The sequence below is a fragment of the Bacillus cereus group sp. BfR-BA-01379 genome, from assembly GCF_022663605.1.
Classification (GTDB): Bacteria; Bacillota; Bacilli; order Bacillales; family Bacillaceae_G; genus Bacillus_A; species Bacillus_A mobilis.
The window spans coordinates 1-12,386 of sequence record NZ_JAKUFT010000041.1 but is presented as its reverse complement, the minus strand read 5'-3'; the positions used below and the strand labels follow the sequence as shown (position 1 = coordinate 12,386).

The following is a 12,386-nucleotide window of genomic DNA, read 5'->3' as shown; positions in this document are numbered from 1 at the left end:
ATGTTTTAAATATGTAAAGCTTCTACTAAATGAATAGGAGATGAAATGTATGCCCCTAAAAAACTACGGCGTGTTAAAAGGTACAGTTATACAATCAAAGATTGGAAAAGGGAGAACACCTCATTATCAAGTTCATTTACAAGATGAAGCGGGAGTAAATTATCGTATTGCAATTAACGTAAAATCGCAAAGTTATCCGTCAGAAGTTTTATATTTTGCGAGTAACAATATTAGGTCAGAGGCGATTCATATTTTACCGACATTACCATTTGGTTTTACGGAAGTAAAAAATAATGAGCCGAAAGTGGCTTTAGATTATGTAAGAGGAAATCTATTTGACTCAACACAAATGATTCCTTTACCTCCCGAAAAAGCAGGAACAGATAATGATTTAAACGAAAAAATAGAACGTTATATAAAACGAGCGATAGAAGAAAAGGCAATTATTTATGCGTTCGGTGAAAGATGGGGACCAGAAGAAAATACACCTGATTCTTACTTTCATTTCGAGCCAGGAAACGGTATACACGATATTCATATGAATCAAGGGAATGTAGAGAAATGGAAAGGTGATAATGGTATATGGCAAGACGGAGGAATAATCATTCACTTTGAAAAGGAAGAAGAATGGGCTGGTATCTTTCTTGCCTTCCAGTCGCAGTCATGGTGTACAGATGACGAGGGACATGCTCGTGTTCCGGTTGAGCATTGTGATTATAAGGGGGAATAATTGAGGAGAGGAGGGCGTTCAAAACGAACGCCCTCCTCTTATTTTATAAAATCCAAAACTAACAAGTGTAGAAATACAAGAAAATAGCAGTGCCACACTAGAAAATGCAATGAGGTACATATTATATTTCATCACTTTGCCAATTAGCTGATTACTGTTGTATTGAAATAGTCCTGCGATTATATTGAATAAAAATAATACGATAAACATGACGATCACACCGTCTATTGATCCTTTAATATCTGGTTTACTTAAAGCGATATGTGCAGAAATACAAATGGCGATAAATAAAAATAGCCAAAAGGAAGGATTCAATACATTACTTATTGTAAATAGGCTTTTCAATAATACAAACGTCGACAAGAGCATGTTTTGAACCATTTCTATATTAATAGAAGTAGAAGTAATTGTTTTTTCGAGAGTTGTATTAAATAAAAAGTATGAATTTGGTACGAAATAGCGCATTAAAAGGATTAATGCAGTGATACCGGAAATAATAGGACCGATTCCAATGAAGAAGTTCCCAATTCGTTGATATACACTTTTTTGATTGTATTGATGTTGTACGTAGCCTAAAGCACCTTGACTTGTATCTGTTGGGAAAAACTGCGTTGCTACAATTTTATGACGAAATAGTACACACATAATGGCATGTCCAAGTTCGTGAATAGGGACACCAATCCAAGCTGTTAAAAGGAATCCTTTTCTCCCGAAAGCTCTCGACCAATACATGCGTGTGAGAGATTCTAAATAGCCTAATAGAAATCCAATTACAATGATAACGCCAATTAAAGAAAATAATTGGCTTACGCTTGTAAGGAGTATTTGAAAAATTGAGTTTACCAATTCCATTGCCAGTCATCCAATCTGTTAAAAATGTTATTTGTTCTGTTTCATAATAGCATTATTTTTCAAGATTGCTAGCACATATATTTCTTTTGAAAGAAGGATTTCAGAATCTTTTTCTTGTAGTCATGTTTTATGTACAAAGTCATATATTGAATTTGTAACACCCTATATGGTATATGCTCAAGGAGGGATAAGAGAATGAAATGTCCGGCGTGTCAGACGGAAAATGCAGCAGAGGCAAAGTTTTGTGGGAATTGTGGACATTCGTTGACGGAGGAAGTAGTAGCGAGTGGTGCACAGGAAGAAGATGAGCAACAAGCGCGCGCGACACAAGCAAAGGAAACTCGACCAAATGAAACGGTAGAGCAAGCGAAGCGGTTTGCAAGTGGCTATTTTCAGTTCTTTAAACACGCATTACAAACACCGACAGCGATTATGAAAAGTGGAAATGTTGAAGTACGAAATGGAATTACAAGCCTTGTACTTATTTGTTTTTTAGGAGCGTGTATTTTTTATAGAATAATGAGCGCAGCGGCGAATGTTACAAGAACATTTGCACCGGATGTATCTACGCCTTCTTTCTTTGGAGAGTCTATAAAAGTCTTTTTATTTTTACTAATTTTAACTTTATTTGTCGGATTTATTATTTTTGTAAGTGGGAAGATGATGAAATCATCTTTTTCGTTTCTTGAAGTATTCGGTATATGGGGGACGATAGCGACACCAGCTATCGCTATATTAGTTCTTTCTTTTCTTTTTAGCTTTTTATTAATCTTTTTCTTACCGCTATTTCTATCAGTAGCTACAACTTATATGGCAATTAGTATAATTGTAGCTATAGTAAAACTAGATAACGGTGGATTAGATCTTGTTTACACTCTTCTTATCGCAAATGTTTTAAACGGAATCGCAATATGGATTATATTCTGGTCTTACTTTAACATGATAATTCAAACATTTACGGGAGGATTAACTGGCTTCTAACGAAAAGGTGGTTGAATGGATGAATGTATGTACAAAGTGTGGGACTCAGCTTGAAGACGGTGTGCAATTTTGTCAAAACTGCGGTAAGAAGAGGGAGAACCCTGTAATAAAGAAGAAAATGAGCAGCGGTACAAAAGTTGGCATTACACTTTTAGTACTACTTGTTATAGCGATTGTCGGTTTGTATGTATATGGATCGTCGTATTATACGCAGACTGCGCAAGTAGACCGGATGATTACTATTGTACAAGAGCGGGACGGGGAGAAGTTAGCTGAAATCGTCACGGCAGATGATCCATCAGTTATTGTAACGAGAGAGAGTTTAATGCCACTATTTTCGTATATAAAAGAAAACCCATCTTACGTGAATGAATTGAAAGAATATTTGAGGCAAGGTGAAAAACGAGGGGACGGAACCGAAAGAGCAGATTTTTCGTTAACGAAAGACGGGAAGTATTTCTTTTTATTTGATCGGTATAAATTGAAAGCGAAGACATACTATACGACTTTACTTTCAAGTGAAAAAGGTACATCTTTAAAAATGAACGGAAAAGAAATTGATAAAACAGATGATAAAAAGTTTGAGAAGCAATATGGGCCGTTTCTTCCAGGAGCTCAAGTGTTTCAATCAGAATATAAAAATGATTATGTAAAACTATCACGTGAAGAAAAGGTTGTACTTATGAAACAAGGTCAAAATAACGTAACGATAGATTTAACGTTGCAAGGGCAATATATTACAGTGCAAACGAATGCACCTGGTGCAACATTGTACGTGAATCAAAAACCAGTCACAGCGCTAGCGGGAGAAGAAATTACGTGGGGACCGGTAGCAACTGATGGAAGTGCGACGATTTATTTAGAACGAAATGGAGAAAATGGAAGGGAAACGACGACGGTAGAAACGGTAACGGCACTTCCTTCTTATAATCTTCCATTCCAAAAGCAAAGTACAGAAAAAACAGTTGTTTATAATGTTACTCCAGCGCCCACGACTCGGTATGTATATAATGGTTTCATCTTCCCGGATAGTGATATTCGAAAATTAACGAGTGCAGACTTAACATATTTATCGAAAGAACAGTTGAAAATTGCTAGAAACGAAATATACGCAAGGCATGGACATATGTTTCAAACGAAAGATATGCAAGCGTACTTTTCAAACCAGTCTTGGTATAGGGAAAATCCGTATTTTACAGGAAAGCTAACGGATATTGAATCTTATAATGCTGAACTCATCAAATCAAGAGAATAAAACACGTGAAAAAGGTACAGTGCATAACTGTACCTTTTCTATGGTTTTTTAGCTGGACCAGGATCCCTTGAGAAAAAGATATGAAAGAGGAATGTGACTTTACTTGCTCCTCCTGATGTGCTTGCTTGCACATCAGATAATGCACTAGATGTTAAAACACCTTCAGAATGAGGCGGTACGACTATTTTGAGGGCATCATCTGATTCTGATGATGCAGTAACTGTTATTGTATCATCAGATAAGTTCAAAATTTTTATAGTACCGATTGGTAAGATGGACTTGCCAGCGTGTGATGCTGAAGCGAAGTGAGAGCCTTTCCAAATCGTTTGTGCGAAAGTCTCATCATTAGATAACCAAGCGCGAGCGCTGTATAATGTTGCATTAATAGAAAATTCTTGATCAAGCGAGACGGCGGGTTTCGGTTCTTGCGGTTCCTCTGGAGTTTGAGCGAGAAGGCCGGCACACATACATGTTTCACCTCTACTTTCGATTATTACTGTTATAGCATATTAAATATGTTGTTTATAAGACACGACAGCTACCTAGTAAGGCATAGATTTGTGCACCAAATTTGAAGATGAAATTCTCTTTCTTTACAATGGAAGTAGGTGTTATTTCTATAAAATATGGAAAACGTAAAGAGTATGTAAAAAAGAAGGAGTGGTAAAGTGAACTATGTCATTATTGGCGGAGATGCAGCTGGTATGAGCGCAGCGATGCAAATTGTTAGAAACGATGAAACTGCAAATGTTGTGACGTTAGAAAAAGGTGAAATTTATTCGTACGCGCAGTGTGGTTTACCATATGTCATTAGTGGTGCTATCGCTTCTACGGAAAAATTAATTGCGCGTAATGTAAAGACGTTTCGTGATAAATATGGGATTGATGCGAAAGTACGACATGAAGTAACGAAAGTAGATACGGAAAAGAAAATGGTGTACGCAGAGCATACGAAGACGAAAGATGTTTTTGAATTTCCGTACGATCGTTTATTAATTGCGACTGGAGTGCATCCTGTTATGCCAGAATGGGAAGGGCGAGATTTGCAAGGCGTTCACCTTTTAAAAACAATTCCGGATGCTGAGCGCATATTAAAAACGTTAGAAACGAATAAAGTTGAGGATGTAACCATTATTGGCGGCGGTGCGATTGGGCTGGAGATGGCAGAAACATTCGTCGAACTTGGTAAGAAAGTAAGAATGATTGAGCGAAATGATCATATCGGTACGATTTACGATGCAGATATGGCTGCATATATACATAAAGAAGCAGGGAAACATAATATTGAAATTTTAACGAATGAAAATGTAAAAGCATTTAAAGGAAATGAAAGAGTGGAACAAATTGAAACGGATAAAGGAACGTATAAAGCAGATCTTGTTTTAGTGTCGGTTGGAGTGAAGCCAAATACTGATTTTCTTGAAGGAACAAATATACGTACAAATTATAAAGGGGCAATCGAAGTAAATGCATATATGCAAACGAATGTGCAGGACGTATATGCAGCTGGTGATTGCGCAACACATTACCACGTTATAAAAGAAATTCATGACCATATCCCGCTAGGAACGACTGCGAATAAACAAGGGCGACTCGCTGGACTGAATATGCTTGATAAGCGAAGGGCTTTTAAAGGTACGTTAGGTACAGGTATTATTAAATTTATGGATTTGACGCTGGCAAGAACAGGCTTAAATGAAAAAGAAGCAAAAGGGTTACATATCCCGTATAAAACAGTCAAAGTAGATTCTACAAATATGGCGGGCTATTATCCAAATGCCAAACCACTTTATTTGAAATTACTATATCGCTCTGATACGAAACAACTATTAGGCGGACAAGTAATTGGAGAAGAAGGTGTAGATAAACGAATTGATGTGATCGCAATGGCACTTTTTAATAAAATGAGTATTCACGAGTTAGAAGATGTTGATTTGAGTTACGCACCACCATATAACAGCGTTTGGGATCCAATTCAGCAAGCGGCAAGGCGAGCGGAATAGCACTTTTTAAGTGCTATTTTTTTCGTTAAAGGGGAATCATTATTTTTGTCGAATGAAGAGAATTGGAAATAGTTACGTACAAGGAAGGGGATCATTAAAAATGTTTGTAACACTGCAAACAGTTCAAGAATCAGAAAAAGAAATATTGCGTAATTTGTATGCACTATATCTTCATGACCTCTCGACATTCACTCTTAATATAACGATTGGGGAAAATGGATTTTTTGAATACGAAGATTTGCACATGTTTTGGGAAAATGATGGAATCACTCCGTATTTTATAAAAGCTGAAAATAGTATTGTAGGATTTTTATTATTGTTGGAACGCCCGTTTTTGAAGAAGGAAAACGACTTTAGCATAAATGACATTTTCATATTGAATCAGTACAAAGGAAAAGGAATCGGTAAACAAGTTATTGAGAATGTATTAAAAGAGAAACGAGGGCAGTATTTCGTTATCGAACTTGTGAAAAATGTACCAGCAGTTTCTTTTTGGAAGAAAGTATATAGGGAGCTAAACATCGAATTTGATGAGAAAAAACAGTTAATCGATGATGAAGAATGTCTCGTTCAAACGTTTAAAATATAATGAAATCGATGCTCCTAGTATATTACTTTGAAATTTAACTTTATTTCGAATATACCATTCGCCCTTGAAAACATAGTACTTATCGCTTATATTTTCATATAGTATTTATTTTTAAATAAAGCAATGAACGAACCAGGGGGCACAGTATGGCAATTAACATGAAAACAATCGAAGAATGGATTGCTGAATCAAACGCAAGACAAGAAGAAGACTTTGGACATGTTGTGGAAGAGATGAAAGAAGTATGCGTCGGACTTGATAATGCGACATTAATTTATACGAAAAATGTATTTTGTTTCGGTAAGAAAGTAGAAGTATTATTCTTCTTCCAAGACCATGTCGTGATCGGACAAGAAAAAGACGAATATATTGAAATTGAAAAACTAAAGTATGATGCCATTACAAATAGCAACTTAAAAACAAATGACAAAAACACAACGTTAGAATTAAAGTTTGCTAACGGACAATCTATCAATTTAGATAGTTTAAATGATAACTACGGTACGAAAAATTGGTTATTCGCGAGACAAATTAAGAGTATTTTTAAATTAATCTAGTAAAAAAGCACGCCGTCCACCGGCGTGCTTCTAATTACGTAAATCCCCTTTTAGCCAATTCCGCGCCCGATACGCTCCAACAGGAATTTGAATGAGAGACGTTTCATTTTCCACATCTATCCCGTACAACTGATCACATGAATTTGTATCAAAACTTAGTAATGGATGCCCGCCCATTCCCATCGCGGTTGCGGCGAAAACGAGTTTATGAACGAGTATACCAGCTTCCATTTGGTGAATACGGTATCCTCTATAGCCTAATGCACGTGTATAGTAATCTTTCTTTCCGACCACATGTAGGCAAAGTGGTACTTGAAAAAGATTTACGTTATCCATTGTCATACTGGATTGAAGGGGATAACGAAGGTCTCCATATCGAAGTGGCTGTATGGAATGTGATTTACTGTTATAAGAATAAGCGCCGTTTTCTATATCTTTTACGTTATAAAAACATCCATATAAGGAGACTCGTGCATTTTCATTTACATACTGACCATCAAGATCGTTGTAATAAGGGAAGGAGAGGCTCGCTTCTTGTAGTAAAGTAGCGAGCTCTGCTGCATCCCATTTCGTTAAAGTAAAGTCAGCGTCAGGGGAATATCGTTCTTTACAAAGTTGTAAGAAATCATACGATAATCGCTCTACTTTCGGCAACTGTACAGCGTGCGCATGATGTTGATAGTGCTCTTCATGATGTAGTGTTTGGAAGTGTGCTGTCGATTCGATCATAGAAGCTTCATTTATTTTTGTTATCATAGGATGTTTATCTACTTGCTTTGATCGAACGAAATGTTCGTGTGCTAACGGCGGAAATTGCTGCAGTAATTCATGAGAAGTAACCGTGTTAGTATCATGATCACCATTGTGAAACCAATCATTTTGCGGTTCTGTACTTAAAGGAACAATGGCATACACACTTTCTTCGCCTTCTGACAGTCCGAGTAAATGATTGATTGCACGGTCTAGAAACTGAAAATATACGCCATTTGTGTAACCGAATTGTTTGGCACATGCAAGTAATTGACCGATGAGAACACCACTATCTAGTCCTTGAAGACGATATGAAAAATTATTGTATTTAAAGAAGTTTTTCCAAAACATAGTGGATACGAATGCAGCACCAAAACAAGACTGTATGTTACAACGATTGCCGAGTGCTTCCGAAAGATAAGAATCGAAATTTCCTTCGCGAAGTAAAATAAGTCGGTGGTGCGCAGCGTCGTAATGGTAAATACCGTCTGGATAGTCATCAATCTTTAAATATATATACAATTCATTTGGATATAAAGCGCCGCCTGAAGGGATAGATCTTCGGAATAAAATTTTCTCGCTATTTAGCTGACATAATTGTGTTAAACCAAATGAGGCCCAAAGGTAATGACCAATCTCCTTCAAAGTAGGTGTAGTAGAAGAGTTAGGTAAAGACAATGGTATTTCTAAAGGGAGAGGGATGACAGGTACGTTTCGATATAGTTTATAAGGAAGTGGTGCATCCTCCCAGTCCACTTCATGGTTCGGCATAATTTCGTCTATAGAAAAATGGAGATGATGTAAAAAAGTACCCAGCTGCATAGAATCCCCTCCTTTACTATGGAAACGGGTGCGGATGTGGATTTAATTGTTCATTCGTTAAAGGCTCAGCACTATATCCAAGCGTCATGGGTACGGTATACACTCTATCTAGCCCTGTAACACGAGTGAGATGGTGACCGAACGTCATCGGTAGCATGCCTGGAACAATGACTTTTACACAATGTAATCCGTTTTTTTCTATAAGAGGTACTGTTTGATCTACAACGATTACTTCAAGTCCAGCTTGTTCTAGGCGGTTTAAAAGTTGATGAAGATCGGATGTTAAATCTAGATCAAATGATTGTAACCCGTTCATTTCTTGGAACGTTTGCACCGGTGCATCGTCACGTAAAAGGAAGTGAAGACGTTCTTCCGCTTCTTTCAATCCGTACAGCATACTATGGTCTTCCATTTTGTTTACAAGATAAGGATCTTGTAAGCAGTTTTCGTAGTGCTCTCTTTTTTGTTCGAGTTCATCGTCTGTTATTAGTAACATGCCTGCTATTTCATGGATGGCACTCTTTAAAGCGCGGACAGGGTCTAAATGAGAGCCTCCCGCACAAACGACGTTCATTCCATTTTCACGCGTATTTTTCGCGATTACCCATAAGCTTGGGATGCCGTGTTCCATCGTTGCGTTAAAGGCATGCAATTCATAGCCGGTAATCGTGTATAGCCGCTGAATCATTAATTGTAATTCTGTATCATTTGCTGAACTAAGATCAAGGCGGGGGAGAGGTAATTCGGCATACCAAGTGAGCAAAAAGGCGTCACGCTCTACAATTTCTAAAATGCCGTGAAAAATTGCTTCTTCTAAACTACCACCAATAGCACATCCATTTGATGTTTCATATACGTAAGCATCTCGATGACCGAGGCTATAATAAGCGATTGATTCAGGAATTAAAATCGGCCGGTTTTGTAATAAAGAGTAGCCCCATACCCAGTTTTGTTCATAGTCAGGATCAAACGGTTTAAACGGAAAACTATTCCGATTATAATGTTCATTTGTATGTACACCGAGTGAGAGGGGATTCAGTGCATGATCCTCTAACTCACGAAAACTGCCGTGTACATTTGTCTTTTTTCCTCGAGGTGACATACCACAATATCGTTCTAAACCTTCTAAAATAGCAGTCGCTTCACTCATTGCAAATGAATGAGTTCGGCCTGCAACACCTTCATTTCCAAACATTAATGGCATGTTGATAATAACGTCAGCAAATGGTAATAAAGAATGCTGCATTTTTCCGTTTAACATACCGACCCGATAATCTAAATAATCTCTCGTTAAAAATGTGTTTAGTTCATGAATGGAACGACAGCGATACGTTGCTTCGCTTGTTTTTAAGCTCGGTTGTAACGAAATTGCTGCGGCATCTGCCGTATCGTCAGGCAAATTGCTACATACAGGGCAGAGCGGATCGGGAAGAAAAGAATGCCGCGTACATTGCAGTGTTTGTAAATTTAGTAAAATGAGTTCGTTTTCTAAAGAAGAATGGTGATGAGTTAATATTTTCTCTGTTTCTGCACGAATAAGATGGCACATTTGTAACATGCCATTTTGGGTGGCACGTACATCACGTCTTGTGACATTATCTGCCTTTAACGCATATTTCCGCTGTAGTTCCCACATTTCCTGTTGATCAAAGCCAGCGATAAACCGGCGTCCATCAGAGCAGTTGGAACAGCCAGTTGCAAGAGGATGAATGTAAGGACCGATAATACCTTCACCAAATGAAGTGAATGCACGTAGCCATGGAATATGATTCGATCGAAACATTAGCTCAGCATCATGATGAAGAGAAGAAGGAGAGCCATCATGTAGTACGAGAGCGAGATGAATATGTTCAGGGAGTTCTTCTGTAAGGCTATGTTGACGAATGATAGAATATTGTTTGCATAGTTGATCATGTACATAGTTTGCAAGTAAGCCATCTCCTATAAGCAATATATTTTGAGTCATAGACTGTCCTCCTTTGCAATTAATACTCCGTACACACCATCTAAGTTCTCTTTCAAAAATGATTCAATAGCTAAATCAAACACGAATGGATAAAAATTATGTTCTTCTAAATGTTGCAAGGCAAGCTGTACAGATTGTGTGCTCGGAATTTCTTCTTCCGCTTGTATTTCTAACCTAAAAGAATCCGTGTCATATAAAATAATAGAGGATTCCGGCAAGATATTAGCTCGGTATGGAGTCTCTTCATTTTGAATATGAAGAAGGGATAGTTGTAGTGCGTTTCGTAACGCTAACGTTGTATTAATATTAGATGCGCCGTACCATCGATCATTTATACCGATCCAAACGACTGGAAAGCTGAGAATCTCTTCACTTACTGCTATTTTAGGTGTTTCATGAATTGTAGCGAGAGCATCGTAATAAAATCTACAATGTTTATCATGAATTTCGGTTAAGTCGACCGTCGTAATTTCTTCTAGCATATGTGATTGTCGCTCATACAATTTGTTATTTAAATGTTGTTGTAGCGCCCGGTATACACCTTCTGTCATCGTTTCTCCAGCGCCAATACCGATATCATTATGTTCTGGAATAAGGCGGTGCATAATTTCTGCTATATATGTTTCAATTCCTGCTAAACCAGCTTCTCGGCGTGCTTCATTATGAGTCAAACCTCCGCAAGTCATAAGAGGCAGGAGGGAAGCAGGACCATCTGATAGTGGAGTAGCTACTTGAATATTGCATTGTGATAACGGTAATTGATATAAATCTTGTTCATCCCATACATGGAATAAACCAGCTTCTTTAGAAGTTAATGAGTCGAAAAAGCGGAATAAATCAGTTGAAGTATGTTGGTTGGACCGATGCTCAAGTTGTTCAGAAAGATTTTCTATCGTATCAATTGTAAAACTTTCATCAGTTGCGAGAGGATGTTTTATAAAAGGATGCCATGCTCCTTCGAGTGTTTCGTAATTTAATAAAAAGAATTGTGGTTCTTTTTCTCGGTAAGAATCATCAGCGACATGCTTAAGTAATTCAAATACAATTATATTTGCTAACATTGCAGATGGAAGTGGTGAAAATGATGCTGATGAATGTTCATTTTGTAAAGTCGTTTCATGTAGCCGGTGCCATGCGGATTCCCAGCATTCTTCATGAGTAGCTGTTACGATAGGACCAGCTATACCAAGTGCTGATAAACAGACGGCTGGTATGAAGTTCTTTCCTATTTCTCTACAAATCGTGTGAACTGCTCTTAAACCTTCAATATCTCCATTTTGAGAAACGTACAAAATCCAGTCGAAAGGCTCGAACACTTCATGTAGGGGACGATCAATTGTCGTATCAATTTCTTGAACAAGTACAGTATCATCAACTTCATATGCAAGTTCTACTAGCTCATGAATGCGGTCGTAATTTGTTTCCTCATAATCTGTAACAAGGTAATGAAAGGTAGGTAATCCTGATTCTAATAAAGAAGCAACTAAGGAAGTAAGCATATCTCCAGAACCAATGATAAGGACGTTTGCCCCGCGATACGTTTCGAATTTTAGAGCGCCTGAATGAGAATCAGCTTCTAAAAATTCAATTTGTGAAGCGTATCTATCAAGTAAGGCGCTATTTAATTCATGAGGTGCATCTTGACTTACATCTCGAACGAAACCATTTTCATATAAAATCTCTCCGATTTCAAATACACGATTTTGATAGGGGAGAGGGAGACCGTCGGTTATTTCTGCTAAAGAGTAATTACCGCTAAACATGGGCATTAATTTTTCAATCCAGTTGTAAATTCCATCACCGTCCATACGAAATGAACTGGCGTTATTTCGAAAATAGACACCCCCGTTTGAATCGGGGAGGAAAAAAGTATCCTTATTT

At 37.6% G+C, this 12,386-nt stretch carries 11 protein-coding genes; 6 read left to right on the top strand and 5 right to left on the bottom strand.

Going from position 1 to position 12,386, the window contains the following annotated elements; all coding sequences use genetic code 11:
* Positions 1–49 precede the first annotated feature (49 nt).
* A complete protein-coding gene (locus tag MR113_RS16290) occupies positions 50–730 on the top strand; it encodes a DUF2278 family protein (protein WP_242255525.1) in 681 nt (226 codons plus the stop codon).
* 18 nt (positions 731–748) lie between these two features.
* Here the strand turns inward: MR113_RS16290 and MR113_RS16285 are convergent, their stop codons facing one another.
* Positions 749–1,582 carry a hypothetical protein gene (locus tag MR113_RS16285; protein ID WP_242255524.1) on the bottom strand — a complete coding sequence of 278 codons (834 nt, stop codon included), beginning with the start codon at positions 1,580–1,582 and terminating at the stop codon, positions 749–751.
* A 195-nt stretch (positions 1,583–1,777) separates the two neighbouring features.
* Here MR113_RS16285 and MR113_RS16280 point away from each other — a divergent pair, with 195 nt between their 5' ends.
* Both MR113_RS16280 and MR113_RS16275 read left to right on the top strand, forming a co-directional pair.
* Entirely contained in the window at positions 1,778–2,563 is a 786-nt protein-coding gene (locus MR113_RS16280; protein WP_242255523.1) for a zinc ribbon domain-containing protein, read from the top strand.
* 19 nt (positions 2,564–2,582) lie between these two features.
* On the top strand, positions 2,583–3,818 hold the full coding sequence (locus tag MR113_RS16275; protein WP_242255522.1) for a TcaA 3rd/4th domain-containing protein: 1,236 nt from the start codon (positions 2,583–2,585) through the stop codon (positions 3,816–3,818).
* 38 nt (positions 3,819–3,856) lie between these two features.
* On the opposite strand, the gene MR113_RS16270 is transcribed toward MR113_RS16275, so the two are convergent.
* Positions 3,857–4,285 carry a hypothetical protein gene (locus tag MR113_RS16270; protein WP_242255520.1) on the bottom strand — a complete coding sequence of 143 codons (429 nt, stop codon included), beginning with the start codon at positions 4,283–4,285 and terminating at the stop codon, positions 3,857–3,859.
* 201 nt (positions 4,286–4,486) lie between these two features.
* Between MR113_RS16270 and MR113_RS16265 the strand changes: the two genes are divergently transcribed.
* From MR113_RS16265 to MR113_RS16255, 3 genes are all read left to right on the top strand, one after another.
* Positions 4,487–5,821 (top strand): FAD-dependent oxidoreductase, encoded by a 1,335-nt coding sequence (locus MR113_RS16265; protein WP_242255519.1) that lies wholly within the window; start codon positions 4,487–4,489, stop codon positions 5,819–5,821.
* Positions 5,822–5,921: 100 nt separating this feature from the next.
* The gene (locus MR113_RS16260) at positions 5,922–6,410 is read left to right on the top strand and encodes a GNAT family N-acetyltransferase (protein ID WP_242255517.1); all 489 of its coding nucleotides are present in this window, start codon (positions 5,922–5,924) and stop codon (positions 6,408–6,410) included.
* 146 nt (positions 6,411–6,556) lie between these two features.
* On the top strand, positions 6,557–6,967 hold the full coding sequence (locus tag MR113_RS16255; RefSeq protein WP_242255515.1) for a DUF3908 family protein: 411 nt from the start codon (positions 6,557–6,559) through the stop codon (positions 6,965–6,967).
* Between the two features lie 30 nt (positions 6,968–6,997).
* On the opposite strand, the gene MR113_RS16250 is transcribed toward MR113_RS16255, so the two are convergent.
* The 3 genes from MR113_RS16250 to MR113_RS16240 all read right to left on the bottom strand — a co-directional run.
* Positions 6,998–8,539 carry a SagB family peptide dehydrogenase gene (locus tag MR113_RS16250; RefSeq protein ID WP_242255513.1) on the bottom strand — a complete coding sequence of 514 codons (1,542 nt, stop codon included), beginning with the start codon at positions 8,537–8,539 and terminating at the stop codon, positions 6,998–7,000.
* A 16-nt stretch (positions 8,540–8,555) separates the two neighbouring features.
* A complete protein-coding gene (locus MR113_RS16245) occupies positions 8,556–10,505 on the bottom strand; it encodes a TOMM precursor leader peptide-binding protein (RefSeq protein WP_242255510.1) in 1,950 nt (649 codons plus the stop codon).
* Positions 10,502–12,386, bottom strand: a 1,885-nt coding sequence (locus MR113_RS16240) for a putative thiazole-containing bacteriocin maturation protein (RefSeq protein ID WP_242255506.1), incomplete at its 5' end; no start/stop codon positions are given. The genes MR113_RS16240 and MR113_RS16245, both read right to left, overlap by 4 nt.